Source organism: Curtobacterium subtropicum (assembly GCF_030362975.1).
GTDB classification, from domain to species: domain Bacteria; phylum Actinomycetota; class Actinomycetes; order Actinomycetales; family Microbacteriaceae; genus Curtobacterium; species Curtobacterium subtropicum.
In genome coordinates this window covers 117408-143205 of record NZ_JAUCMM010000002.1, presented here as the reverse complement: position 1 = coordinate 143205, position 25798 = coordinate 117408, and the positions used below count along the sequence as shown (strand labels likewise).

At 72.8% G+C, this 25798-nt stretch carries 28 protein-coding genes; 13 read left to right on the top strand and 15 right to left on the bottom strand.

The genetic code is table 11. The features are described from left to right. Positions 1 to 148: 148 nt before the first annotated feature. From QUG98_RS03910 to mvk, 5 genes are read right to left on the bottom strand one after another with little or no spacing between them, the layout of a single operon-like run. A complete protein-coding gene (locus QUG98_RS03910) occupies positions 149 to 1348 on the bottom strand; it encodes a hydroxymethylglutaryl-CoA synthase (protein WP_289469310.1) in 1200 nt (399 codons plus the stop codon). Then, positions 1345 to 2409 carry a hydroxymethylglutaryl-CoA reductase gene (locus QUG98_RS03905; RefSeq protein WP_289469309.1) on the bottom strand — a complete coding sequence of 355 codons (1065 nt, stop codon included), beginning with the start codon at positions 2407 to 2409 and terminating at the stop codon, positions 1345 to 1347. The genes QUG98_RS03910 and QUG98_RS03905 overlap by 4 nt, the downstream gene beginning before the upstream one ends. Then, entirely contained in the window at positions 2406 to 3485 is a 1080-nt protein-coding gene (locus QUG98_RS03900) for a phosphomevalonate kinase (protein WP_289469308.1), read from the bottom strand. Before QUG98_RS03900 ends, QUG98_RS03905 begins: the two co-directional genes overlap by 4 nt. Beyond that, on the bottom strand, positions 3482 to 4489 hold the full coding sequence (gene mvaD, locus QUG98_RS03895; protein ID WP_289469307.1) for a diphosphomevalonate decarboxylase: 1008 nt from the start codon (positions 4487 to 4489) through the stop codon (positions 3482 to 3484). The genes QUG98_RS03900 and mvaD overlap by 4 nt, the downstream gene beginning before the upstream one ends. Beyond that, a complete protein-coding gene (mvk, locus tag QUG98_RS03890) occupies positions 4489 to 5478 on the bottom strand; it encodes a mevalonate kinase (protein WP_289469306.1) in 990 nt (329 codons plus the stop codon). The genes mvaD and mvk overlap by 1 nt, the downstream gene beginning before the upstream one ends. A 102-nt stretch (positions 5479 to 5580) precedes the next feature. On the opposite strand from mvk, the gene QUG98_RS03885 reads away from it, so the two are divergent. The 3 genes from QUG98_RS03885 to QUG98_RS03875 are packed head-to-tail and all read left to right on the top strand — an operon-like array spanning position 5581 to position 7483. Next, on the top strand, positions 5581 to 6033 hold the full coding sequence (locus QUG98_RS03885; RefSeq protein ID WP_209442900.1) for a MarR family winged helix-turn-helix transcriptional regulator: 453 nt from the start codon (positions 5581 to 5583) through the stop codon (positions 6031 to 6033). 25 nt (positions 6034 to 6058) lie between these two features. Then, positions 6059 to 6481, top strand: a complete 423-nt coding sequence (locus QUG98_RS03880; protein ID WP_058729284.1) for an organic hydroperoxide resistance protein — start codon at positions 6059 to 6061, stop codon at positions 6479 to 6481. 27 nt (positions 6482 to 6508) lie between these two features. Further along, complete coding sequence (locus QUG98_RS03875; RefSeq protein WP_289469571.1) at positions 6509 to 7483, top strand: zinc-binding dehydrogenase; 975 nt, start codon at positions 6509 to 6511, stop codon at positions 7481 to 7483. A gap of 69 nt (positions 7484 to 7552) precedes the next feature. Here QUG98_RS03875 and QUG98_RS03870 read toward each other — a convergent pair whose 3' ends face one another. The 5 genes from QUG98_RS03870 to QUG98_RS03850 form a co-directional block, all read right to left on the bottom strand. Further along, positions 7553 to 9322 carry a chloride channel protein gene (locus QUG98_RS03870; protein ID WP_289469305.1) on the bottom strand — a complete coding sequence of 590 codons (1770 nt, stop codon included), beginning with the start codon at positions 9320 to 9322 and terminating at the stop codon, positions 7553 to 7555. A 61-nt stretch (positions 9323 to 9383) separates the two neighbouring features. Then, positions 9384 to 9833 (bottom strand): MarR family winged helix-turn-helix transcriptional regulator, encoded by a 450-nt coding sequence (locus QUG98_RS03865; protein WP_289469304.1) that lies wholly within the window; start codon positions 9831 to 9833, stop codon positions 9384 to 9386. Positions 9834 to 9854: 21 nt separating this feature from the next. Next, positions 9855 to 10559, bottom strand: a complete 705-nt coding sequence (locus QUG98_RS03860) for a DUF4396 domain-containing protein (RefSeq protein ID WP_058727282.1) — start codon at positions 10557 to 10559, stop codon at positions 9855 to 9857. A 142-nt stretch (positions 10560 to 10701) separates the two neighbouring features. Next, the gene (locus QUG98_RS03855; protein ID WP_289469303.1) at positions 10702 to 12159 is read right to left on the bottom strand and encodes a sugar porter family MFS transporter; all 1458 of its coding nucleotides are present in this window, start codon (positions 12157 to 12159) and stop codon (positions 10702 to 10704) included. Between the two features lie 325 nt (positions 12160 to 12484). Beyond that, the gene (locus QUG98_RS03850) at positions 12485 to 12994 is read right to left on the bottom strand and encodes a hypothetical protein (protein WP_289469301.1); all 510 of its coding nucleotides are present in this window, start codon (positions 12992 to 12994) and stop codon (positions 12485 to 12487) included. Between the two features lie 111 nt (positions 12995 to 13105). On the opposite strand from QUG98_RS03850, the gene QUG98_RS03845 reads away from it, so the two are divergent. Continuing rightward, a complete protein-coding gene (locus QUG98_RS03845; RefSeq protein ID WP_289469300.1) occupies positions 13106 to 14011 on the top strand; it encodes a LysM domain-containing protein in 906 nt (301 codons plus the stop codon). Positions 14012 to 14195: 184 nt separating this feature from the next. On the opposite strand, the gene pgi is transcribed toward QUG98_RS03845, so the two are convergent. From pgi to QUG98_RS03820, 5 genes are all read right to left on the bottom strand, one after another. Continuing rightward, positions 14196 to 15905, bottom strand: a complete 1710-nt coding sequence (gene pgi, locus QUG98_RS03840) for a glucose-6-phosphate isomerase (RefSeq protein ID WP_289469299.1) — start codon at positions 15903 to 15905, stop codon at positions 14196 to 14198. A gap of 183 nt (positions 15906 to 16088) precedes the next feature. Next, complete coding sequence (locus QUG98_RS03835) at positions 16089 to 17099, bottom strand: nitronate monooxygenase (protein WP_289469298.1); 1011 nt, start codon at positions 17097 to 17099, stop codon at positions 16089 to 16091. Between the two features lie 73 nt (positions 17100 to 17172). After that, a complete protein-coding gene (locus QUG98_RS03830) occupies positions 17173 to 19440 on the bottom strand; it encodes a heavy metal translocating P-type ATPase (protein WP_289469297.1) in 2268 nt (755 codons plus the stop codon). Beyond that, complete coding sequence (locus QUG98_RS03825; RefSeq protein ID WP_289469296.1) at positions 19437 to 19655, bottom strand: heavy-metal-associated domain-containing protein; 219 nt, start codon at positions 19653 to 19655, stop codon at positions 19437 to 19439. Before QUG98_RS03825 ends, QUG98_RS03830 begins: the two co-directional genes overlap by 4 nt. A 31-nt stretch (positions 19656 to 19686) precedes the next feature. Next, positions 19687 to 19989, bottom strand: a complete 303-nt coding sequence (locus QUG98_RS03820; RefSeq protein ID WP_289469295.1) for a metal-sensitive transcriptional regulator — start codon at positions 19987 to 19989, stop codon at positions 19687 to 19689. 284 nt (positions 19990 to 20273) lie between these two features. On the opposite strand from QUG98_RS03820, the gene QUG98_RS03815 reads away from it, so the two are divergent. The 9 genes from QUG98_RS03815 (at position 20274) to QUG98_RS03775 (ending at position 25712) form a co-directional block, all read left to right on the top strand. Continuing rightward, complete coding sequence (locus tag QUG98_RS03815; protein WP_289469294.1) at positions 20274 to 21467, top strand: helix-turn-helix domain-containing protein; 1194 nt, start codon at positions 20274 to 20276, stop codon at positions 21465 to 21467. Positions 21468 to 21631: 164 nt separating this feature from the next. Beyond that, positions 21632 to 22081 (top strand): Asp23/Gls24 family envelope stress response protein, encoded by a 450-nt coding sequence (locus tag QUG98_RS03810; protein WP_058750404.1) that lies wholly within the window; start codon positions 21632 to 21634, stop codon positions 22079 to 22081. Continuing rightward, positions 22074 to 22265 (top strand): DUF2273 domain-containing protein, encoded by a 192-nt coding sequence (locus tag QUG98_RS03805; protein ID WP_058727293.1) that lies wholly within the window; start codon positions 22074 to 22076, stop codon positions 22263 to 22265. Before QUG98_RS03810 ends, QUG98_RS03805 begins: the two co-directional genes overlap by 8 nt. A 23-nt stretch (positions 22266 to 22288) precedes the next feature. Beyond that, entirely contained in the window at positions 22289 to 22594 is a 306-nt protein-coding gene (locus QUG98_RS03800; protein ID WP_137768135.1) for a hypothetical protein, read from the top strand. 11 nt (positions 22595 to 22605) lie between these two features. Next, complete coding sequence (locus QUG98_RS03795) at positions 22606 to 23181, top strand: DUF6286 domain-containing protein (RefSeq protein WP_289469293.1); 576 nt, start codon at positions 22606 to 22608, stop codon at positions 23179 to 23181. Next, positions 23178 to 23741, top strand: coding sequence for a hypothetical protein (locus QUG98_RS03790; RefSeq protein WP_289468642.1), 564 nt, complete (start codon positions 23178 to 23180; stop codon positions 23739 to 23741). Before QUG98_RS03795 ends, QUG98_RS03790 begins: the two co-directional genes overlap by 4 nt. A 134-nt stretch (positions 23742 to 23875) precedes the next feature. After that, entirely contained in the window at positions 23876 to 24049 is a 174-nt protein-coding gene (locus QUG98_RS03785) for a CsbD family protein (protein ID WP_289469292.1), read from the top strand. Between the two features lie 62 nt (positions 24050 to 24111). Next, positions 24112 to 25299, top strand: a complete 1188-nt coding sequence (locus QUG98_RS03780; RefSeq protein WP_289469291.1) for an Asp23/Gls24 family envelope stress response protein — start codon at positions 24112 to 24114, stop codon at positions 25297 to 25299. Further along, positions 25296 to 25712 (top strand): MFS transporter permease, encoded by a 417-nt coding sequence (locus tag QUG98_RS03775; RefSeq protein WP_289469290.1) that lies wholly within the window; start codon positions 25296 to 25298, stop codon positions 25710 to 25712. Before QUG98_RS03780 ends, QUG98_RS03775 begins: the two co-directional genes overlap by 4 nt. Positions 25713 to 25798: the final 86 nt, after the last annotated feature.

Below are 25798 nucleotides of genomic sequence, written 5' to 3'. Positions count from 1 at the left end.
TGGGATGCCGTTCCTTCTGACACCCGACGGGCGGATCGGCATCCCAGGTCGCGTGCGATGGGTTGGTTCGCGCACGCAGGAGCGCGCGACGACGGACGGGAGGCGCGGTGCCGGCCGGCACCGCGCCTCCCGTCCGTCGCGGGTCGCGTCAGTCCTGCGCGGTCGCCTCGTAGTGCCGCGCACCACCGCGCACGCCCGCGAAGCGGTACGGCGCAGCCGTGACGCGGGGACGCTCGACGTCCTCGCTCGTGGCGGCGCCGGCGGCGTGCAGCTCCCGGTAGGCGTCGACGGTCAGCGGGACGCGTGCCTCGAGCAGGTCGCGGACGCGGCCCTGCCGACGGTGTTGCTGGTGGTCGGGTCGGACGATGCCGGTGATCAGCTCGCCGACGCTGCCCGAGCCGTAGCTGAACAGGGCGATCCGCTCCCCGGCCAGGTCGTCGTCGAGGTCGAGCAGCGCTGCGAGCCCGATCCAGAGCGAGGCCGTGTAGGTGTTGCCGGTCTGCTTGTTGTAGGTGAAGCCGAGCGCGAGCTCGGACTCGTCGAAGGGCACACCGACGTGCTGCGTGAGCTTCCGGTGCGCCTTGAGCGCCATCTTCGTGAACGGCTGGTGGTGCACGAACCGCGCGATGTCCCCGTAGGCCGGGCCGCCCTGCGACGCCAGGTCGTCCCACGCCCCGACGAACGCGTCGACGTAGGCGCTGACCGACAGCCGGCCGTCGACGAGCGCGGTCGAGCGGTCGTTCGGTCGCCAGAAGTCGTCGACGTCGGCGGTGAAGACGCCGGCGGCGGGCTCGATCTCGATCAGGTCGGGGTCCGCGGACACCAGGATCGCGGCGGCCCCTGCACCCTGCGTGGGCTCGGCGGCGGTGTCGACGTCGTAGCGCGCGACGTCGGCGGCGATGACGAGGACGCGCTCGTGGGGTGCCCGCGCGATGATGCCGAGGGCGAGCTGCACCGCGGCGGTCCCGCCGTAGCAGGCCTGCTTCAGCTCGACGACCCGGACGTTCTGCGGCAGGCCGAGCAGCCCGTGCACGAAGACCCCGGCGGCCTTGGACTGGTCGACGCCGGACTCGGTGGCGAACAGCACCGTGCGGATGCCCTCGACGCCGTGGCGGTCGATGACCTCCTTCGCGGCGGCGGCGCCCATCGTGACGATGTCCTCGTCGGGAGCGGGCACGCTGAAGGCGTCCTGACCGATGCCGACGTGGTACTTCGCCGGGTCGACACCGAGCCGTTCGGCCAGGTCGTCGAGCTCGAGCACGTGGTGCCCGGTCGCGATGGCGAGGTCGTGGATGCCGACGCGCAGGGTCTGCTGCGGTGCGGGCTGCTGCTGCTGCTGGGCGGTCATGCTGCACCTCCGGCGGGCTTCGAGCCGCGACGTTCCATGGCGACGTGCGCCGCCATCAGCTCCCCCGGGTTGGTCTGCGCGGCGAGCAGCGACAGCTCACCGCAGAGCACGGTCGCGGCGCACAGGGCGGCCAGGCGGCGGGCGTTCGCGCCGGGCTCGCGCTCCTCGCGGCACCCGAGGCGCACGAGGGCGTCCTCGACGACGGGCAGGTCCCCGCCCTTGCCGTTGCCGACCGTGCCGACGATCAGGTGCGGCAGCGCGGTGGAGAAGTACAGGTCGTCACCGCGGGCCTCGGCGAACGTGATGCCCTGGGAGCCCTCGACGATGTTCGCGGCGTCCTGCCCCGTGGCCAGGTAGAAGCCGAGGAGCATGTTCGCGTAGTGCGCGTTCGCGGAGCGCAGTGCTCCGGCGATGGTGGAGCCGACCAGGTTCTTCGCGACGTTGAGCTCGGCGATGCGCTCGGCACTCGACCGCAGCCGCTTCTCGACGATCTCGCCCGGGATCACGATCTCGGCGATGGTGTTCCGGCCGCGTCCGCGGATGCCGTTCACCGCGGTGGCCTTCTTGTCCGTGCAGAAGTTGCCCGAGACGCTGACGTACCGCAGGCCCGGCTCCCAGCCGAGGATCGCGGGCAGCAGCTTGTCCGCCGCCTGCGTGACCATGTTGTGGCCAGAGGCGTCGCCCGTGGTGAACGCGAAGCGCAGGAACAGCAGGTCGCCGACGATCTCGGGGTGCACCTCGATGAGCTTGGCGAACCGGCTCTGCCCGGCGACGATCTGCTCGAGCTCGTCCTGGCGCGCCAGGATCCGGCCGGCGGCGATGTGCGCGGCCGCCGCACTGTCGGCCTTCACGACGACCGATCGGGTCATCCGCTCGTCGACGACGGTCGCGACGATGCCGCCCTCGATCATGCGCGAGACGCGGGCCCCGCGACCGACGGACGGCCAGAGCGGCGACTCGTACGTGGCGAGGGGCACCTCGTACTCGCCCTCGACGGCGTTGCCGCTCACGCGGATCGGCCCCACCCACTTCGTGGGGATCGGGGTCAGCAGGTCGGTCATTCGACGCTCCCTTCGGGCGCTTGCACCGCGACGCTGAGGTGTCTGATGTCGTGCGCCTCCCAGGCGCGGTGGATGCCGGCGAGGTCGGTGTCCGCCGGGACGAGTGCGATGCCGCAGTCGCCGCCGCCGGCGCCGGACGGCTTCGCCGCCCCGCCGGCCGACTCGACGACGTCGCACAGGGTCGCCAAGCGCTCGGTCTCGATCTGCGAGCCCACGGAGGCACCGAGGCGCTGCAGGAGCGTCCGGGCTCGGCGCAGCGCGTCGAGCGTCATCGACGCATCGCCGGTCTGGAGGCCCGTGGTCAGGTCGTCGACGCAGGCGCGGCTGTCGTCGAGGAACGCCTGGTACCCGCCGTTGCGGTGCTTCCGGACCACGCTGACGAGCTTCGTCGTCGACGCCGGCGAGCCCGTCCAGCCGACCAGCAGTTCCAGGTCCTTCGGCGCCGGGAGCCGCTGCACGTCGAAGCCGGTCCAGGCCTCGGTGTCGTCGAGGATCGCGGTCACGGCGCGGCTGTCGAGCATCGCCACGAGGCGCTCACGGTCCGGCGCGCTGTAGCGGAGCCAGCCGCCGAAGGTGCTCGCGGCGAGGTCCCCGCCGGATGCGCGCGGGTTGACCCGGACGGTGGCGAGCAGGGCGACGCGGAAGCGGTCCCGCTGCGAGAGTCCGATGCCGTAGAAGCGGTCGAGCGCGCCGACGGTCGCGACGGTCACCGCGGCCGACGACCCGAGCCCGAACTTCCGTCCGCTGGCGTCGTCGAGCTGGCTCTCGATGCGCAGGTCGTGGAACCGGGGTGCGATCCCGCGCTCGGCGCGGAGCTTCTCGACCAGGTCGATCGTCGCCATCACGTAGTCGTAGGGGTGGTGCTCGCGGTCGAGCGCCAGGCCGTCCTCGTCCCGGGTCCAGGTCAGCGGCAGGTGCCCGTACTCCTCGGAGTGCACGCTCCCGGAGCCGTGGCCCTCGCTCACCCGGGCGGTGATGGCGCGGTCGAGGGCGATGAGCACGGACGGCTGCCCGGGCTCGACGACGGCGTACTCACCCGCGACGAACAGCTTGCCGTGGGCGCGGAACTCGATCACTCGGCGGACTCCTCCGGTCGGACGACACCCACTCCGGGTGCACCCGTTCCTTCGGAGCGGACGACCCGCGCGCCTGGTCCGGTGCCCGACTCGATGACGTCTCCCAGGCCGGCGAGGGCGGTCGCGACGGCGCCCCGGTCCTCGGGCTTCGTGAGCACGACGACGTTCGGTCCGGCGTCAGCCGTGGCGTACGCCTCGGTGCCCGCGGTGCGCAGCTCGGCGACGGCGTCGAACACCGCGACGCTGCGGGCGTTCAGGTACCGGATGGGCGGGAAGGCGCCCTCGATCGTGGCGTGCATGCGGAGGGCGTTGCTCTCGGTGAGCTCGCCGATGCGGGTGAAGTCGCCGGCGGCGCAGGCGTCGAGCATCTCGCCCACGGTCTCGGTCGTCGAGGTGACCCAGGCCGGGTAGAACGGCGAGGTCGCGATCGTGCGGCGCATCGCCTCGCGGGAACCGATCGCCTTCTCGCCGGCCGAGATCGTCACGACGACCATGGCCATCGGCGGGGCGGGGACGCGCTCGGCGTAGGAGCCCTGGTCGTCACCCGCGTGCCACACCGCGACACCGCCGGGGATCGACCGGGTCGCCGACCCGGACCCGCGCCGGGCGAGCCGGGACAGGTCGCGCTCGGACAGGTCGAGCCCGTACGCCGCCGCGGCCGCGGTCGCGAGCGCCGCGAACCCGGACGCGCTCGACGCGAGCCCCGCGCCGGTCGGCACGGTGTTCTCGGAGACGACGGCGGCACGGTCGGCGGAACCGGCGAGGTCGCGCACGAGGTCGAGGAACTGCTGCACGCGGAGCAGGGCACCCTCGGGCGCAGCCCCGCCGTTGAGCACGAGCGAGTCGGTCCCCGCCGCCCCGTCGAGCGTGACGGTCGTCGTGGTCGGGAACACGTCGAGGCCCATCGACACGCTGCCGGTCGCGGGCAGGGCGAGCTGCGCGTCGGCCTTGCCCCAGTACTTCACGAGCGCGATGTTGGGGTGCGCGACGGCGGTGGCGGTCATCAAGCGCGGGCTCCGATCGTGGTGGTCCAGGTCTCCGTCGCGCCCGCGGCACGGAGTGCGGCGGACACGCGGTCGGCGTGCTCCCCGTCCGCGACGAGCGCGAGGACGCATCCGCCGCGCCCACCGCCGGTGAGCTTCGCGCCGAGGGCGTCCGCACGGCGTGCGGCGTCGACGAGCCGGTCGAGGTCCGCGCTCGACACGTCGAGTTCGGTGAGCAGTTCGTGCGCGGCGTCCATCGTGGCACCGAGGGCCTGGGCGTCGCCATCCTCGAGCGTCCCCCGTGCGCGTCGCGCGAGGGCGCCGATCGCCTCGACGACGGTGTCGACCGAGGCGGGGTCGGCGTCGTGGCGCTCGCGGACGGCCGCGACGGCCGCGCGCGTGTGGCCGGGGACGCCGGTGTCCGCGACGACGAAGGTGAACGCCGCGCCGAGCGGGACGGGCTCGACGACGCCGCCCTCGAACCAGACGGGGACCTCGGCGACGACCCCCCGGGCGTCGAGCCCGGACGGCCGGCCGTGCGCGACGCGCTCGCACTCCTGCACGAGCTCGTGGTGCTCCTCGGGGTCAAGGGTCCGACCGAAGACGTCGGCCACGGCGGCGGTGACCGCGGCGGCCACCGCGGCGCTGGACCCCATGCCGCGGGCGGTCGGCACGGCGCTGTCGACCCGGACGTGCACGTGCTGCCCCTCGGCGCCGAGGTGGCGGAGCGTCGCGGTCACGGCGGTCACGGTGGGCAGGACCGCGGCGGGGGCGGTGTCGAGCGGCCCGGTGTGCACGGTGGACTCGAGACGGCTGCCGGCGTCGGGCGACACCGGGGTCGCGGTCGCGGTGACGCGGACGTCGAGCACGGGGAGCACCAGGGCGGGTACGCCGTACACCACGGCGTGCTCGCCGATCAGGATCGTCTTGCCGTGGGACGACGCGGTGCCGGTGCGGAGGGGGTTCCCTGCGCTCGGGGTCGCGGTGCTGTCGGTGTCGTGGTGGGTCATCGTGGGCTCAGGTCAGCCTAACCGGCCAGACAGGTCGCCGTCCGGCCGCAGGCTGCGAACAACCTGGTTGTGCACAACCGAGTTGCGTGCAAGACTGGCGGTATGCCGGTGACCGACGAGATGGTGTGCTTCTCGCTGTACGCGGCGTCCCGGGCCACGACCCAGGCGTACCGCGCGCTGCTCGAACCCTGGGGCCTCACCTACCCCCAGTACCTCGTCCTCGTGACCCTGTGGATCGAGGGCGACCAGACCGTGTCCACGCTCGGCGACCACCTGCAGCTCGACTCGGGCACGCTCTCACCGCTCCTGCGCCGCATGGAGCAGGCCGACCTGGTCCGTCGCGAGCGCCGCAGCACCGACGAACGCGTCGTCACGGTCACGCTCGGCGACCGCGGGCGCTCGATCCGCCCGGAGCTCGCCCACGTCCCGGCCCGCATCGCCGCCGGGATGGGCCTGTCCGACGAGCACGCCGCGCTCGAGCTCATCAGCACGCTGCAGCGCCTCACGGCCACCATGCACGCCGCCGCCGCGGACCCCGCGGTCGCGGCCGACTGACCCCACGAAGGAAGGAAGGACCCCCATGGACGTCCTCTACACCGCCGAGGCCCTCGCCACGGGCGAAGGCCGCAACGGCCACGTCGCCACCAGCGACGGTCGCGTCGAGCACGACCTCGCCATCCCGAAGGAGATGGGAGGCTCCGGCAACGGCGCGAACCCCGAGCAGCTCTTCGCCGCCGGCTACGCCGCGTGCTTCCACTCCGCGCTGCAGGGCGTCGCCCGCGCGCAGAAGGTGAAGATCACCGACTCGACCGTCGGCGGCCGCGTCTCGATCGGCCCGAACGGCCAGGGCGGGTACCAGCTCGCCGTCATGCTCGAGGTCGTCATCCCGGACGTCGAGCACGACGTCGCCCAGGCCCTCGCGGACGCCGCGCACCAGGTCTGCCCGTACTCGAACGCCACCCGCGGCAACATCGACGTCACCATCGTCGTCTCGGAGGACTGACCCATGACCGACACCACCCCCACCACCATGCGCGCCGTCGTCCACGGGACCTTCGGTGAGCCCGCCGACGTCCTGACCGTCGCCGAGCGACCCGTCCCGCAGCCCGGCCCCGGCCAGGTGCTCGTCCGGACCGTCCTCTCCCCGATCCACAACCACGACCTGTGGACGATCCGCGGCACCTACGGCTTCAAGCCCGAACTCCCCGCCGCGAGCGGCACCGAGGCGCTCGGCGTCGTCGAGGCCCTCGGCGAGGGCGTCGACCGCCTGCAGGTCGGCCAGCGCGTCGCCGGCGGCACCTTCGGCGTCTGGGCCGAGTACTACGTCGCCGACGCCGCCGGGCTCGTCCCCGTGCCGGACGCCATGCCCGACGAGTCCGCCGCGCAGCTCGTGTCGATGCCGTTCAGCGCGATCAGCCTGCTGCACTCGCTCGACCTGCACGAGGGCGACTGGATCATCCAGAACGCCGCGAACGGCGCCGTCGGCCGCATGGTCGCGCAGCTCGGCAAGGCGCGCGGCATCAACGTGATCGGACTGGTCCGTCGCGCCGAGGGCGTCGAGGAACTCCGCGAGCAGGGCATCGACCGCATCGTCGCCACGGACACCGAGGGCTGGCAGGACCAGGTCCGCGAGCTCACCGGCGGCGCGCCGATCGTCGCGGGCGTCGAGTCCGTCGGCGGGAAGGCCGCCGGCGACATCGCCTCGGTGCTGGGCGAGAACGGCACCCTCGTCGTCTTCGGCGCGATGGCGTCGCCGACGCTCGAGATCCCGTCGGGCAAGGTCATCTTCGGTCAGCTCACGGTCAAGGGCTTCTGGGGCGCGGTCGTCAGCAAGACCATGCCGGCCGAGACCAAGGGCCAGCTCTTCGGCGAGCTGATCACCCGCGTGCTCGACGGCTCGCTGACGCTCCCCGTCTCCGAGACCTTCGTGTTCGAGGACGCCCGTGACGCGGCGCGTGCCAGCGACACCGCCGGACGCGTCGGCAAGGTGCTCCTGCGCCCGTAGCGCAGGCACGGTCGCGACCACACGACTGACGGGAGGCACGGTGCCAGCTGGCACCGTGCCTCCCGTCCGTCACGTGGCGGGGACCAGTGCCCGCAGCGCCTCCGCCTGACCCAGCCAGCCGACGGGGCGGCCGTCCCGGTCGACCACCGGCAACCCGTCGGTGTCCGCCGCGTCCACGACGTCCTGCACGACGGACGCCAGACCGGACGCTGCCGGGACCGCCCGCACCTCGGACGCGACGTCGAGCACCGGCCGGTCCGCGACGTCCACGTCCGTCAGGACGGCCTCGCCGGCGGACCGCGCCGACACGACGCCGGCGAAGCGCCCCTCGGCGTCCACGACGACCACGGCGGCTCCCCCGGACGACGCGAGGGCGTCGAGCGCCTGCGCCGCGGTGGCCGTCACCGGGACGACCGTGCCGAGTCCCCTCGCTGCGTCACGTACCGTCCCGCTCGGGAGCCGACGGGCGGGGACCGCGGAGTCGGTGAGGTCCACGCCACGCCGACTGAGCTTGAGCGTGTAGACCGTGTCGCGGGACAGCACCTTCGACACGGCCGTCGCGACGACGACCGCGACGACGACCGGCAGGACGAGGGCGTAGTCGCCGGTGAGCTCGAACAGCATGATGCCGGCGGTGATCGGAGCACGGGTCGACCCTGCGAACACCGCCCCCATCCCGACGACCGCGAAGGCCGCGACCTGCCCGCGGAGGGCCGGGTCGACCGCAGCGGCGACCTGGCCGAACGCGGCGCCGGTCATCGCACCGATGAACAACGACGGCGCGAAGACACCACCGGAGCCGCCGATCCCGAGCGTCAGGGACGTCGCCAGGACCTTGCCGACGACGAGGACGGCGAGGAACCCGAGCGCGTACCGACCGGCGACACCGTGCTCGAGCACGGGGTACCCGACGCCGTACATCTGCGGCAGGGCGAGCAGCAGCAGCCCGAGGAGCACCCCGCCGACGACCGGCCGAGCCCACTCCGGACCGCGCGTCGCCCTCCAGAGCAGGTCGAAGGCATCCTCGACGAGGTAGAGCACCCGCGTGAAGCCGATCCCGACCGCACCCGCGAGCAGCCCGAGGAGCGCGAAGAGCAGGTACTCCGGCGGGGTGATGCCCCCGATGGCCGGCAGGTGCAGGAACGCGGTGTCGCCGAAGACCGCACGCCCGACGAGCGCGGCCGTCACGCTCGCGATCGCGACGGCACCGAACGACGTCGGGGTGAAGTCCCTCAGGAGCAGCTCGAGGGCGAAGAATACGCCGGCGACCGGGGCGTTGAAGGTCGCCGAGATCCCACCGGCAGCACCGCACGCGACGAGGGTCTTCAGCCGGACCTCGGGCATCCGCGCCCACCGACCGATCGTGGAGCCGAGCGCGGAGCCGATCTGGATGATCGGCCCCTCGCGCCCGACCGAGCCGCCGGCACCGATGCAGATCGCACTGGCGAGCGCCTTCACGACCGCGACACTGCCCCGGATCCGCCCGCCGTTCCGGTCGACCGCGAACATCACCTCGGGGACGCCGTGGCCGCGCGCCTCCCGCGCGAAGCGGTGGATGAGCGGGCCGTACAGGAGTCCGCCGACGACGGGCGCCAGGACGACGAACCCGCTCCCGAGCCAGGGCACCCACGGGTTCGCCGGGTGGCCGGTGGTCGCGGAGTAGTCGGTGTGCCCACTGAACACGAGGGTCGCGTGCTGGATGAGCCAGCGGAAGACGACGGCGGCCACCCCGGCTCCGGCACCGACGACCAGGGCGGGGATCGCCAGCCGGACGGCGGCGCCGCCGAAACGGGTCCCGGCGGTGTGCAGGTGGGCGCGGGCTGGAGCAGTTGCGGACACGGTCCTCCATCAGTTGTACGAGCACAATGATTGTACGTGTACAACTGTGGGGCGTCGAGGGCTACCCGCCGAAGCCCGAGACCTCCTCCGGGAGCGGCTCGTCCATCGCCGTCCGGAGCGCCCGCATGCCGGCGACCACGGTGGGGCGGTCCGACTCCGGCACCCGCTCCAGCACCTCGGCGAGCTCGCGGCCCCGACGGGCACTCACCTCGTCGACGAGCGCGCGACCACGCTCGGTGGCGGCGACGAGCACCTCGCGTCGGTTCAGCGGTCCGGGTCGACGCTCCACCCATCCCCCGGCCACCAGCCGGTCGACGTTCCGCGTGAGCGTCGACGGCCCGACCGCGAGACGCTCGGCGAGGTCACCGGCGCGGGTCGGTCCCAGCGTGGTGACGAGCACGATGAGCCGGAACTGCGGGACGGTGACGTGTTCGAGCGCGGTCGTCATGGACCGCGCGACGACGCCGAGCAGCCCCCGGGACGCCGCGAGCACCTCGTCGATGTCGGACATGCCCACCATCCTCGCAGTCCGTCACATGGCCTCCTTGATGCCGCGGCGCACGAGCCAGGCGTTGACCGGGTAGGCGCAGACGAAGCCGGCGACCATGGCGAACTGCATCGCGACCCAGAACTCGGGCGAGAACACGCTGGCCCGGCCACCGAAGACCGCCGGGAACACCGCGAGCTGCCACACCGCCATGAGGCCGTACATCCCGATCTGCCACGCGATGATGCTCAGCGTGTCCGCCTTGAGCGCGGCGACCAACCCGGCGCGGACCCCGAGCCCGCGCATCGGGGCGATCGCGAAGTACTGGAACCCGATGCCCAGCAGGTAGGCGAGCACGAAGTCCACGGCCCATCCGGCGACCATGCGGTCCTGGTAGAGCGAGCCGAGCCCGACCAGCGCACCGATCGCGGGGAACCACGCCAGCCCGAACTCGCCGACGAGATCACCGAGGGCGCACCCGGCACCGCAGTGGCTCGTGTCGATCGCGGTCCCGGCCCACCGCCCGTGGTCCGGCGCGGTGGCCCGGCCCCGCCGGAGGTAGAAGACCAGCCAGACGACACTGCCGAACAGCATCGTGAGCGGCCACACGAGCGCCATGACGCGCATGTGCGGAGGGTGCCGCACGACGTCGACGGCGACGAACACGGCGCAGCCGACCGCGACCACGAGCAGTGCGGCACACGTGACGGTGAGTGCGACCGGGAAGGATCCGGCGCCGAGTTCGACCACGCCCGACCTCCTGTACTTGTACGGCTACAACGACGGGCCGAGCCTACGGCTCGGGCGCGCACCCCTTCACAGCAGGACGGGGGACGGACGGGAGGCCCGTGGCGGTGTCGCCACGGGCCTCCCGCCCGTCGTCCCGCCGGGTCTAGCGGCGGGACGCCTTCTGCGGCACCGTGAAGATGTTGCCGGTGGTGACGCCCTCCTCGACCTCCTCGAGGGTGCGGCCGCGGCTCTCCGGCACGAACTTCCAGATGAAGAGCAGGGCGAGCACGCCGACGACGGCGAAGCCGAAGAAGGTCCCCGTGATGCCGGTCGCCGCCACGATCGTCGGGAAGTACAGCCCGAGGAACGCGTTCGCGATCCAGAGGCAGAAGACCGCGATGCCCATGCCGAGCGCACGGATCTGCGTCGGGAAGATCTCGGAGAGGATCACCCACGTCGCGATGTTGAGGAACGTCTGCATCGAGCCGACGAACGCGACGACCAGGAACAGGATCACCCACGGCCGCGCGGGGTTGCCCTCGACCAGGGTCATCGACGCGATGCCGATCAGGAAGTGGCACACCGTCGTCAGCGAGTAGCCGATGATGAGGGTCGTGCGTCGATTGATGCGCTCCATGTTGGCGAGGGCGATCACGCCGCCCACGACCGCGATGACCCCGGGGGCGATGTTCGCGATCAGGGCCGCGGACTCCTGGAAACCGGACTCGATGAGGACGGTCTGGCCGTAGTACATGATCGAGTTGATGCCGGTGAGCTGCTGCGCGACACCGATGCCCGCGCCGATGAGCACGATCCGGATCAGCCACTTGTTGCCGAGCAGTGTCCGCCAGCCACTGACCCGCTGGACCCGCGCTTCGGCCTCGTTCGTGCGCTTGATGTCGTCGAGCTCGGCCTTCGCACGCTCTTCCGACCGGATCTGTCCCAGCACGGACAAGGCCTCGCCGTAGCGGCCCTTCGACGCGAGCCAGCGCGGCGACTCCGGGACGCGGAGCATGCCGACGAAGAGCGCGATCGCGGGCAGGGCGCAGACGGCGAGCATCACGCGCCAGACGCCGTTGCCCTCGCCCCACAGGTTGCCGATGATCGCGTTGACGACGAACGCGGCGAGCTGGCCGATCACGATCATGAGCTCGTTCCGACCGGAGAGCGACCCACGGATCTCGTACGGCGCGAGCTCGGCGAGGAAGACGGGCACCACGGTCGACGCACCGCCCACGGCCAGTCCGAGCAGGACACGACCGACGACCATGACCCCGAAGGCCGGGGCGACGACGCACGTCAGCGTGCCGACGAAGAAGGTGACGGCGAGCAGGATGATCGTGTTCCGGCGCCCCCAGCCGTCCGCGATCCGACCACCGAGCATCGCGCCGATCGCCGCACCGAAGAGCAGCGAACTCGTGACGACACCCTCGGTCAGGTTGGTCAGGCCGAGCTCCTCCTTCATGGGGAGCAGCGCGCCGTTGATCACACCGGTGTCGTAGCCGAAGAGCAGGCCGCCGAAGGTGGCGACGAGCGCCAGGACGCCGAGACGGCGGCGGTGGGGACCCTCCCCCACCGGTGGAAGTGCGACGTTCGGTGCTGTCGGCTTGATGTCGACCATTCGTTGACTCCTTCGTCGGGTGATCGCGCGGCGTTGCGTGCAGCGATCGTAACCCGATTTCATGTCCTGTCAATTGGACATTCTGTCGACCTGACGTTTGGACCGATCCAAGAAACGCCTGATGAGCGAGGGAGCGGTCCGATGTGCCGCGGCCCGGAACGATTCTGGCGGACGGCGCGACGCCGGTCCGCCGGTCCCCCGGTCCGCTGGTCGAGGGCCCGACGACGACCGGCGCAGGGGCGGCCGAGCGGGCTCCGACGCGATGCCCGGTGGCCGAGGGGGTCGGAGCTGGACGGCCGACCACGAACGGCCGTCGCCGTGCCGCTCAGTCGGTGTCAGACGCGCCGTCACCGAGGACGTCGCCGAGCGAGGCCATCCCGGCCCCGTGATCGGTGTACCGACGCACGGTCCGGCGGGCTGCGGCGCTCGCTGCCCCACCCAGTGCCGGGTTCCGCCGCGCGGCGTCGGCGACGCGGCCCGCGTGCCCCGCGGTCGACAGCAGGACGTTCGCCAGCGCGCGGGCGGCACCGGGCTCCGGGACCCCGGTCACCGTCCAGGCGCTCCGCAGCTGCTCGTCCGGCGTGACCCCGCGACGGGTACCCATCCGGTGCCAGTCGGACAGCGCCCCCTCGGTGCGCTCGGCGGCCCGTTCGAGCTCGCCCGCACGCCGACGCTCGACCGCGCGGACGGCATCGGCCGAGGCGTCGTCCGTCCCGGGCTCGCGCCCCTCGACCGCGGCGGCACGCTGACGGGCAGCGGTGTCGTCACCGCCGGCCTCGGCGATGCGAGCGGCGTGGGCGGCCGCGGCGGCGGCGAGGATCTCGTGGCGGTCCATGCTCCGACGGTAGCCGCTCGCACCGACGGCGTGTGCCCCCGGACACATCCCCGTCCGCGCGGCACGTGGTGTCCCGGACCCCGCGGTAGCATCGGGAACCGAGGGGGAATCATGAACCGAACCGTCGCGACCGGCGCCACCGCTCTGGTCGTCGCCGTCGCGCTGTCCGGTTGCTCGCTGCTCGGCGGGTCCGACGGAGCGCTCCCGGCGCCCTCGGTCCCGCCGACGGCGAGCCGGACGCCGGCACCGACCGCCACCGCGACCGAGGACCCGGACGCCGCCCACATCGAGGCCTCGGCGACCCCGCGCGCTCCCACACCGGTCGCGACCGAGGCCGCCGTCCCCGACCCCGTCCTCACGCCGATCCCGGCCGGGACGGTCCTGACCGAGGGCGACGTCGCGTCGCCGAAGGGCAGCATCCACTTCCACTACCGTGTCGTGGCGGACGGCGACGACACCTTCACCGCGCAGTACACCGGCGTGACCTCGTCGCTCCCGGTGCCGATCGGTGTGGGGTTCTTCGAGCGGGAGCGACAGGTCGGTGACGGGTTGACCTACCCCGGCGTGGGCGACGCGGTGCTCGGCGGTCCGACCCCCGCGCCGGTGTCGAAGGACGTGCCGCTGGACGGATCGGGTGTCGACCCGTCCGGGCTCGTGACCCTGGTCGTGTCCTCGGCGGCCGACGCCGGGCAGACGGACCTGCCGATCGAGATCGCCGGTGGCAAGGTGCTCGCCGTCGCACCCGTGCGCTGGTCGGTGCCCCAGCGGCAGACGAACGTGCACCCGGTCGACGGGGGCGCTCGGTCGAACGCCGCCGGTCCGGTCACCGCGACGACGGCCTCCGGGGCGCCGCGGTCGTACACGGTCGCCCGCGACGACCTGATCGGTGACGTCGCCGCGCGCTTCGGCATCAGCGTCAAGGCGCTCGTCTGGCTCAATGACGACGTGCAGGTGTTCGGCGGAGACCAGTACCTCTACGAGGGCACGACGCTCAACCTCGACCCGCTCGCGCGCTGACGCGCCGCGCTGGCCGAGTCTCGGCCTGAGCGACACGTCTCGGAGCCACCCGACCGAGGAGTGTCGCGCACCGCGAGACTCGCCTCCGGGCGCAGCAGGCGGGGCGGGCGGGGCGACCACACGACGGACGGGAGGCGGGGGGGCCGCGGGGCCCCCGCCCCCCCGCCCCCCGGCTCGGGGGGGGCTACTCGCCGCGCAGCTCCAGGTACCGGGCGATGAGCGCCTTGGTCGAGGAGTCCTGCGACGCGAGCGCGTCCTGGTCGCCGTCGACCGCCGGGGCGATCTGCAGCGCGAGCTGCTTGCCGAGCTCGACGCCCCACTGGTCGAACGAGTCGATGCCCCAGATGGTGCCCTCGGTGAACACGATGTGCTCGTAGAGGGCGATGAGCTGGCCGAGGACGCTCGGGGTGAGCTCCGGCGCGAGGATCGACGTCGACGGCTTGTTGCCCGTGAAGGTGCGGGCCGCGACGATGCCCTCGTCGGTGGTGCCCTCGGCGCGGACCTCGTCGGCGGTCTTGCCGAACGCGAGCGCCTTCGTCTGCGCGAAGAAGTTGGCGAGGAACAGCGCGTGGACGTCCTGGCCCGGCTGCACGGCCTTCCCGTCGCCGGACTCGTCCTTGAGCGGACGGGCCGGCTTCGCGACGGTGATGAAGTCCGCCGGGATCAGGCGGGTGCCCTGGTGGATGAGCTGGTAGAACGCGTGCTGACCGTTCGTGCCCGGCTCGCCCCAGAAGACCTCGCCGGTGTCCGTCGTGACGGGCGAGCCGTCCCAACGGACGCGCTTGCCGTTCGACTCCATCGTGAGCTGCTGCAGGTAGGCGGCGAAGCGGTGCAGGTACTGCGTGTACGGCAGGACCGCGTGGCTCTGCGCACCGAGGAAGTTCGTGTACCAGACGTTGAGCAGACCCATGAGGACCGGGACGTTCTGCTCGAGCGGCGTGGTGCGGACGTGCTCGTCGACGGCGTGGAAGCCTGCGAGGAACTGCTGCCAGTTCTCCTTGCCGATCGCGATGACGACCGAGGTTCCGATCGCGGAGTCGACCGAGTAGCGGCCGCCCACCCAGTCCCAGAAGCCGAAGGCGTTCTCGGGGTCGATGCCGAACGCGGCGACCTTGTCGAGCGCGGTCGAGACGGCGACGAAGTGCTTGGCGACGGCGTTCGACTTCTCGTCGTCGGACGCATCGGTCAGGCCGAGGCGCTCCCAGAGCCACTGGCGGGCGAGGCGGGCGTTGGTCAGGGTCTCGAGCGTGCCGAACGTCTTCGACGCGACGATGAAGAGCGTGGTCTCCGGGTCGAGGTCCGCGGTCTTCTCGTAGATGTCGGCGGGGTCGATGTTCGACACGAAGCGCGCCTCGAGCCCCTCCTGCACGTACGGCTTGAGGGCCTCGTAGACCATGACCGGGCCGAGGTCCGAGCCGCCGATGCCGATGTTCACGACCGTCTCGATGCGCTTGCCGGTGACACCGGTCCACGAGCCGTCGCGGACCTGCTCGGCGAAGGCGTAGACCTTGTCGAGCGTGGCGTGGACGTCGGCGTCGACGTCCTGCCCGTCGACCACGAGGGCGGGCTCGATGCCCTTCGGCCGACGGAGGGCGGTGTGCAGGACGGCGCGGTCCTCGGTCACGTTGATGTGCTCGCCGGCGAGCATCGCCTCGAAGCGCTCGGCGACGCCGGTGTCCTTCGCGACCTGGAGCAGGGCGCCGAGGATCTCGTCGTCGACGAGGCCCTTCGACAGGTCGACGGTCAGGTCGGCGGCCTGGAACGTGTAGCGCTCGGCACGACCGGGGTCGCTGTCGAACCAGCCGCGCAGGTCCGGGGTGAAGCCGTCGGCGATGCCGGCGAGCTTCTTCCAGCCGTCGGTCGATGTGGGGTCGACGGGAGCGGATTCGGTCACTTCGGTCCTCCTGGGTACCTTCAAGACGTACTGGACCGCGGGTCACCGCAGCGCTGCGTCGCGGACCACGTCCGAGCGTAGTGCCGTCGGGGTGTCTCCGCGCACAGCCCGACGGCGGTCGCCCACGGGCCGAGCGACGAACCACCCGGCTCCGCACCCGACCGAGCGCCGCACGCTCGGCGGCTAGGGCAGGAGTGCTGCGAGGGCGTCGGTCACCGGGCCGTCGGTCGCCGCCCGCCAGCCCCGGCCCGCCCACAGGTGGAGTCGGTGCGGGTCCCCGACCGCGGCTGCCTCGCTCCGGATCGGCCGCGTCAGGTGGTGCAGGGCCGGGTACCCGAGCGGGGCGTCCGGGTGCGCACGGGTGAACGCGTTGGCGAGGCTCCGCGCCGGGCGTCCGGTGAAGGCGCGGGTCACGACCGTCCGGTCGAAGGCCCGGTCGGTGAGCGCGGCACGGTGGGTGGCGGAGGTGCCGGCCTCGTCGGTCCGCAGCACGGCGGTGCCGACGGCGACGGCGGCCGCACCGGCGTCCAGCTGGGCGCGCACCGCGTCGGCCGTCCCGAGTCCGCCCGCCGCGACCACGGGCAGCCGCACGGCGGCGGTGACCCGGCGGACCAGGTCCTGCAGCGGCACGGGCGCGGGTGTCGCTGCCGCGTCGAGGACCGCCGAGTGCCCGCCCGCCGCCTCCCCCTGCACGAGCAGCACGTCGACGCCGCGCTCGGCGGCCGCGCGTGCCTCGGTGACGCTCGTCACGGACTGCACCGTCAGGACGTCCCGGCGGCGGAACTCGTTGACCACCGACGCAGCCGGGATCCCGAAGGTGAACGACACGACCGGCACCGGGTCGTCGAGCAGCAGTCCGAGCTTGTCCGACCAGGCGTCGTCGTCCTCGTGCTTCGAGGGCAGCGGGCGCCCGGCGTCCGCCTCGAGCTCGGCGCGGTAGGCCTCGTACACGCCGTCGTCGACCGGCACGGGTGCCGGCACGAACAGGTTCACGCCGAAGGACCCGGTGCCGCTCGACCGGACCGCGGCGACCTGTGCGGCGAGTGCGTCGGCGTCGAGGTACCCACCGGCGAGCTGTGCGAGGTGTCCCGCGCGCCCCGCGGCCGACACGAGCGCGGGCGTGCTCGGCCCACCCGCCATCGGCGCGACGTGGACGGGCGCCGCGGCACCGAGGACACCCGGGAGGGATCGCATGCGCCCATCCTGCCCGCCCCGCCCCGCCCGGAGCCGGGGCCCGCCCCGCCCGCAGCCGGAGCGCCCCCGTCCGTCAGTCCGACGGCGTGAAGCGCCGCAGCCGCAGGCTGTTCGTCACCACGAACACGGACGAGAACGCCATCGCCGCACCCGCCAGGACGGGGTTCAGCAGTCCCGCCATCGCGAGCGGGATCGCCGCGACGTTGTACGCGAAGGCCCAGAAGAGGTTGCCGCGGATCGTCCGGAGCGTCGCCCGCGACAGCTGGACCGCGTCCGCCACCACGGTGAGCCGACCGCTGACGACCGTGACGTCGCTCGCCGCGATCGCCGCGTCGGTCCCCGCTCCCATGGCGATGCCGAGGTCCGCCGCCGCGAGTGCCGCAGCGTCGTTCACCCCGTCGCCGACCATCGCGACGGTCCGCCCCTCGGCCTGCAGCCGCCGGACGGTCTCGAGCTTGGACGCGGGGGTCGCCCTGGCGTGCACGTCGTCGATGCCGACCCGGTCCGCGACGGCGCGGGCGGCACCCTCGTTGTCACCGGTGAGCAGCACCGGACGCAGGCCGAGCCCGACGAAGCGGCGGACGGCCTCGGGTGCCTCGGGCTTCACGGTGTCGCCCACGACGACCGCGCCGAGCAGGGCACCACCCCGGGCGACGAGGACCGCGGTCCCGCCGTCCGCCTCGGCAGCACCGACCCGTGCGGCCAGGGCGTCGTCGACACGGACGGCCCAGGCCTCGGCGAGCCACCGGGCGGTGCCGACGACGACCACCTCGCCGTCGACCACGCCCTGCACGCCCGCGCCCGGGGTCGCGGTGAACTGCTCGGCGACCGGGACGTCGAGACCGCGCTCCCGGGCGGCCCGGACGACCGCGCGGGCCACGGGGTGCTCGGAACCGTCCTCGACCGCGGCGGCCAGCGCGAGCAGTGTCGCGTCAGCGTCGGGCGCGGCACCGATCGGGAGGACCGCCGACAGGCGCATCTCCCCCGTCGTCACCGTGCCCGTCTTGTCGAGCACGATCGTGTCGACGGCGCGGGTCCGTTCGAGGGCCTGCGGGCCGCCGATCAGGATGCCGAGCTGCGAACCGCGGCCCGTCCCGACGAGCAGGGCCGTGGGCGTCGCGAGCCCGAGCGCGCACGGGCAGGCGATGATGAGCGTCGCGACGGCGGCGGTGAACGCGGCGGTCAGGGAACCACCGGCGACGAGCCAGCCGACGAAGGCGACCACGGCGAGGCCGATGACGACCGGCACGAAGACCGCCGAGACCCGGTCGGCCAGCCGCTGGACGGCGGCCTTGCCGGTCTGCGCTTCCTCGACGAGACGCCCCATCCGGGCGAGCTCGGTGTCGGCACCGACGGCGGTGACCTCGACCACGAGCCGACCCCCGACGTCGATGGTGGCGCCGGTGACGCGGTCGCCCGGACGGACCTCGACGGGGACGGACTCGCCGGTGAGCATGCTGAGGTCGACGGCCGACGAGCCCTCGCGCACGACGCCGTCACTCGGGATCCGCTCGCCCGGGCGGACGACGACCACGTCGCCGACGACGAGCGAGGCGGCGGGCACGCGGGTCTCGACCGGACCGGACGGCCCGTCGCGGAGGACCGACGCGTCCTTCGCGCCGAGCTCGAGCAGTGCGCGGAGCGCCGCGCCGGAGCGCTGCTTCGCCCGTGCCTCCATGTACCGCCCGGCGAGGATGAACACGGTCACGGCTGCGGCGACCTCGAGGTAGAGGTCGCTCGCCTCGGGGTCGGACGCGAACCACGAGAAGGTCATGTGCATGCCGGGGCGACCGGCGTCACCGAGGAAGAGCGCGTACAGGGACCACCCGAAGGCGGCGAGCACCCCGACGCTGACCAGCGTGTCCATGGTCGCGGCGCCGTGCCGGGCGTTCACCCACGCCGCCCGGTGGAACGGGAGCGCACCCCAGACGGCGACGGGCGCGGCCAGTGCCAGGGCCGCCCACTGCCAGTTCGGGAACTGCAGGACCGGCACCATCGAGAGCAGCACGACGGGCACGGCGAGCACCGTCGAGACGACGAGCCGCTGCCGCAGGGGCGCGGTGGTGTCGTCCCGGGCGGAGTCGTCGTCCGCGTCGACGTCGTTCCCGGCTGCCGGCTGCCGCACGTGCACGGTCGCGCCGTACCCGGCGGCCTCGACGGCCGCCACCAGGGCAGCCGTGTCGACCGTGCCGGGATCGGTGACCGTGACCTGCGCCTGCTCCGTGGCGTAGTTCACCGTCGCCGAGACACCCGGCAGCTTGCCGAGCTTCCGCTCGACGCGGTTCGCGCACGAGGCGCAGGTCATCCCCGTGATGTCGAGCTCGACGACGCCGTCGCTCACCGGGTCACGACCTCGTACCCCGCCTCCGCGATCGCGGCGCGCAGGGCCTGGTCGTCGATCGGGCTGTCCGACGTGACGGTGACGGACGACGATCCGCCCGGCACCAGGTCGACGGCGACGTCCGTCACACCGGTGAGCTCGGAGACCTCCTCGGTCACGCTCGCCACGCAGTGCTCGCAGGTCATCCCGGTCACGGCGACGGTCTCGGTGGTCATGGTTCCTCCTCGGGAGTGGTGGTCGTGTGGGTCAGGAGCGGACGAGCCGGGCGATCGCGTCGCTCGCCTCGCGCACCTTCGCGTCGGCGGCGTCGCCACCCTCGGACACGGCCTCGGCGACGCAGTGACGCAGGTGGTCCTCGAGCAGCGACAGGGCAACCCGTTCGAGCGCCCGGTTCGCCGCGGAGATCTGGGTGAGCACGTCGATGCAGTACGTCTCGTCCTCGACCATGCGGGCGATCCCGCGCACCTGCCCCTCCGCGCGGCGCAGCCGCTTGAGCAGGTCGCCCTTGTCCTCGATGTACCCGACGTGTGCGTGCTGTGCGTTCGGCATCCCGACCTCCGTCCTCGACAACAGGGTACCCCCCTGGGGTATTCCTGCGGTCACGAGCCACTGTGCATCGCAAAATCTCCTGAGAATTATTCACTGATTGCCAGGACGGCCCGCACCCTCAGCGGACGGACCGCGCGGCCGGACGGATCGCCGCGCTGGTGCGGATCGAGCCGGGACGCACCGGACGGGAGGCCCGTGGCGGCGCCGCCACGCGCCTCCCGTCCGATGCCGCTCACGACCGTCACGGGAGCGCGCATCCCGGACAGTGCTGGCATGATGCGCGGGTGAGCACCTCGTCGACGAACGGTTACCGCCGGCTGCGGTTCACCGAGAGTGACGGCACCGACTACGCGCGGATCTTCTCCGCCGAGTACAACGGCAAGGACCTCGGGACCGAGACCTACGTCACCGAGGGCACCCGCTACGAGTACACGATCGTCGGCGACGACGACGTCACCCTCCGCACGATGCGTGCCGAGGGCGGGCGTCGGGGCGGGGTGATCGGCCCGCGGAGCGACCACGTGGTGTTCTGGCTCACGAAGGGCCGGCTCGAGATGCACTTCGCGGACCGCACCAGGGTGATCGAGCCGGGGAGCCCGTACATCGCCTCGGCGTCCGAGGCCTACCGCTTCGAGTCGGCCGACACCGTCTACAACGGCCTGCACGTGTCGGACCCGTTCCTCCGGTCGGTCGGCGAGGAGCTCGGCTACCGCCTGCCCGAGGGACCGCTGCTGTTCGACCAGCAGGACGAGGCGATCGCGCGACGCGAGCCGCTCCGTCGCCTGGTGCAGGACCTCGCACCCGCCCTGCTCGACGACCGCGTGGTGGGCTCGATGCGGACCGCGCTGAACCGGCGGCTCGCGGTGGTCGTGCTCGACACCTTCCCGATCCGCAACCGCGGCCAGGACGTCCCCGTGGCGAACCGCCTGCGCGACGCGATCCGGCACATCGAGGCGCACGCGCAGGACCGTCCGTCCGTCCCCGACATCGCCGCGGCGTGCGGGCTGAGCCAGCGCGGGCTGCAGGACGTCTTCGCGCGGACGCTCGGCACCACGCCGAACCGCTTCATGCGCGACCACCGGCTCGACTGTGTCCGTCGCGAGCTCCTCCGCGCGGTCGGCGACGAGGGCGTGACCCCCGTCGCGCGGCGGTGGGGCTTCACCAACCCCGGGCGCTTCGCCGCCGCCTACCGGGAGCGCTTCGGCGAGGATCCGGCCACGACCCTGCGGAGCTCGCGCGCCGCGCGGCCCGAGTCCGGCCGGACGTCCTGGCGGGTGCGGCGCGCCGTGGCGCACATCGTCGAGCACGCCGGCAGCGACCTGACCGTCGACGACATCGCCGACGCGGCGGGGGTGCGACCGCGCCGGCTGCAGCAGCTCTTCCAGCAGGAGTGCGGGCTGTCGCCGATGGCGTACGTGCGCTCCGTACGCGACGCTGCGTCGCGCAACACCGGGGCCGGTATCGGCGGCTCCGACTGACCGATCCCCGTCGGGGTACACGGAGAACCGTCGTTCTGGCGCTTTCCCTGGAAGAGCGCTGAATCAGCGGACACCCGCGTGACGAAGGTCGGTGTCAGCCCGTCTCATCCGTGAACAGCAACCGCTGGGAACGAGTCCCGGCGGGCACTCGAAGGGAGCAACCAATGGCTGACACCACCAACCTCACCTCTGCCGCCACCAGCTCGACCGGCACCCACGCGTCCGGCTCGACCTCGGGCAAGACCACGATCGACGACACCGTCGTCTCGAAGGTCGCCGGCATCGCCGCCCGCGAGGTCAACGGCGTGCACTCGCTCGGCAACGGCGCCGCCCGTGCCATCGGCGCGATCCGCGACGCGATCGGCCAGCGTGACTACGGCCAGGGCGTCAAGGTCGAGGTCGGCGAGAAGCAGGTCGCTGCCGACGTGACGATCGTGGCCGAGTACCCGGTCTCGCTGCAGCAGGTCGCCGACGGTGTCCGTTCGTCGGTCGCCCGCGCCCTGCAGCAGATCGTCGGCATGGAGGTCGCCGAGGTCAACGTCACCGTCCAGGACGTCTACATCCCGGGTGACGACGACGACAACGAGGACAAGAAGGAGTCGCGCGTTGAGTAACACACTCGTCGGCGCGCTGATCGGCGCCATCCTCGCTGTCGTGGCCCTGCAGTTCGGGTTCTGGGGCTTCGTCCTGGTGATCGTGTTCGGTCTGATCGGTGCCCTCGTGGCCGCGATCACCTCGGGCAAGATCGACCGCGGCGCCCTGACCGACGTGCTGACCGGACGCCGGAGCTCCCGGTGAGCGCCGGCCCGGGGAGCCTCCCGGTGAGCGCGGTCCCGGGCCGGGTCGAGATCACCGCCCGGGCGCTGACGGCGCTGGCCCGGGCCGTCGCAGCGGAGCGTCTCGGCGCCCCCGCGAAGCGGCTCCGGGTCGGGCTGGAGGACCACGACGGCGCGCTCGCGCTCGAGGTCACCGGCCCGATCGCCGCCGGCGGGGACATCGTCTCCGCCGCGACGACGGCCGCTGACACGATCCGCTCCCGCGTCGGGGACCTCTCCGGCCGACGGGTGGGTCGGACCCACATCGAACTGACCGGGATCGTGCGTGAGCACGAGGGCCGGGTCCGGTAGGAGGAGCCATCATGAGCACCGAACAGCTCGAGAAGCGGCTGCGTCGTCGCAGCATCCACCGGTCCCGGTCCACCGCCCTGGCAATCACCCTGATCATCGTGGTGTTGGTCGCGGCGTGGATCGGCACCGAAGCGGTCCTGAAGGCCATCGGGCAGGGCCCGCTGGTTGCGGACCCGCAGACCGTCGCCGACACCGCCCTGAAGCCCGACGCAGCGTTCACGACCATCGCCGAGGTCATCGCCGCCGTCCTGGTGATCCTCGGCATCATCCTCATCGTGTTGGCGATCAAGCCCGGCCGGCAGCCCCGGTCCGGGATCGACCGGGACCGCGGCGCGGTCGTGATCGACACCCGCATCCTGGCCTCCACCGCCCAGAACGCCGCCGCCCTGGCAGCAGGCGTCCCGGAGTCCAACACCAGTGCCTCCGCCAGGGGCCACCACACCGAGGTGCACGTGGTGCCCCTGTCCGGCATCCCCGTCGACCGCCATGTCGTGGAACAGGCGGTCCAGGACCGGCTCGGTCGGCTCGGCGGCAAGCACGGCTCGTCGGTGAAGGTCACCGTGGAACAGAAGGGAACCCTGGCATGACCACCACCAACCGCGGCTTCAACCGGGTCCTGCTGTTCCTGATCGGCCTGATCAGCATCATCGTCGGCGCGGTCATCGGCGCCGGTGTCCTGCAACCCGTCCGCGACGCCCTCGGGCAGGTCGTGACCCTGCCGGAGCAGGTCAGCGTCCCCGACACCGCCCTGTGGATCATCGCCGCCGTCTGCGCGGTGGTCATCGTCCTGGCGTTGGTCGTGGTGTTCACCCGCGGTGGCGGCGGCACCAGTGTCGCCGTCCGGGAACGCTCCGGCGACGACCAGGTCACCGTGAACGTCGCCCTCGTCCGGGACGTCATCGACCACGAACTCACCGGCATCCACGACATCGTCGGCTCCAAGGTCGACACGTACCTGGTGAAGCAGACCCGCGCGGCGCGGATCAAGGTCCACGTCCGCCGTGGTGGGGACGCGGTCACCGTCCTCGACGCCGTCGACCACGCCCTGAGCACCCTGGATGCCACCCTCGGCCGGCAGATCCCGGTCCTGGTCCACCTCACCGGCGGCACCCGCACCGCACTGGCACGCACCACCCGCGTCCAGTAACGCGACCACCAGCACCACCGCACCACCAGCACCACCAGCACCACCGCACCACCGCAAGCGGGCCGGACGAGGCGACCAGTGCCTCCCGGCCGTCACCACCGGGCGACAGCCCACGAGCGAGAAGGGAACCCACCATGGAACTCGACGACAAGATCAAGAACGCTGCCCAGGACCTGACCGGCAAGGCCAAGGAGGCCTTCGGCAACGCGACGAACAACGACGAGAAGGTCGCGGAGGGCAAGAAGGACCAGGCCGCGGCGAGCGCCAAGCAGACCGGCGAGGACGTCAAGGACGTCTTCAAGAAGTAGCGGACCACGGCCGTCGGCCCCCCCCGGGGGGCGACGGCCGTCCTGTTCACGAGGAGGAAGCCATGCAGCACGATCCGAACGCCCGGACGCAGATCACCGAGGTCGACCTGCCGTCCGAGCTGACCACCCCGCTCCCCGAGGATGCCGGGCCACTGGTGGTCGCCGCCCGCACCGCGGCGGAGACGGCGCTCGGCGTGCCGGGCGTCCACCACCTGGGCGGGCTCGTCGCCCGGGCCGCCGACCGCATGCGATCGCAGCTCGGTCGCACCGCCGGAGCCCCCGGCGTCCAGGTCGACGACAACGACGGCACGCTCGACGTGACCGTCTCCGTGGTCGTCAGCTACCCGCACCCGGTGCTCGAGGTCGCCGACGAGGTCCGCCGTCAGGTGGCCGCGGCGGTGTCGCAGCTCGGCGCCGGGCAGCCCACCACCGTCGACGTACGCGTGCTCGACGTGCACGGCCCCTTCGACGACGAACCGACGCCGGTCGACAAGGCCCGCGAGGCCGTCGGTGACGCGGTCGACCGCACGAAGGAAGCCGTCTCGGGCGCCGCGGAGAACGTCCGCGACGGCGCCGCCGAGGTCGCCGAGCGGGCACGCGATGCCGCGCGGGACGCCGCGGACGCCACACGGGAGGCCGCCGGCCGTGCGCGGGACGCTGCCGGTGACGCCGTCGACCGCGCTCGGGCGACCGCCGCCGACCTGGGTGACCGGGCATCCGACGCGATCGACACCGCCCGCGAAGAGACCGCGGACGCCGTCGACACCGCGCGGGAGAAGACCGCAGACGCCGTCGACGCCGCGCGGGAGACCGCGTCCGACGCGGCCGAGCGCGCCGCGGAGAAGTCCTCGGACGCCGGAGACGCGGCGAAGGAGGCGGTGAGCGCAGCGAAGGACGCCGCGGAGGACGCCTCGCAGGAGATCCGGGACCGTGCATCGAGTGCTGCCGCAGCGGCGACCGACGCCGCAGCGGACGCCGGTGCCGCGGCCTCGGACGCGGTCGACGCGGCAGCGAGCGCGACGAAGGACGGCGCTGCCTCCTCGGCACACGGCGACACGTCCGACACCGGGACGTCCGAGACCACCGGCACGTCCGACACGGACGAGCGCGTCGCCGCCGCCCTCGACGAAGCGGCCGACCGCATCGAGCACGCTGCCGACGTCGTCCGCGACGAGGCCGACGCCCACCACGACGGCACCGCCGCGCACCGCAGCGACGACGGCGAGGCTGACGCCGAGGCCCGGCGATGACCACCGCGTGGGCGGGACGACGGGGCTCGACCGCTCGTCGTCCCCGTCCGCGCGGTGTCTGGATCACGTCGGGCATCGGCATCGTGCTGGTGCTCGCCGTGGCCCTCGGTGCGTACCTCCCGCTGGTCGGGTTCCTCGGCGGGGTGACCGCCACCACCGCCGGACTCGTGCCGTTCCCGTTCATCCGGATCGCCCTCGTCACGCTGCTCGGCGTGGTGGTCGTCCTCGCCCTGCTGCTCTGGGCACTGACCCGGCGCCACACGGTCACGTCGGTCTTCGCGATCGTCCTCGCCGTCCTGGTCAGCCTCGCGGTCACCGCCTACCCAGTCGTGACGATCGCGATCGCCTCGGCAGATCGTGCCGGTGACGTCTGGCCGATCATCACCGATCTCTGGCAGCGCTTCACCGGCTGACCCGCACCGCAGAGCACCACAGTCCCACGACGGACCCGCGACCCGAACGCGGGTCCGTCGTGTTCTCCGTCCGCCGTCCGAGCGCT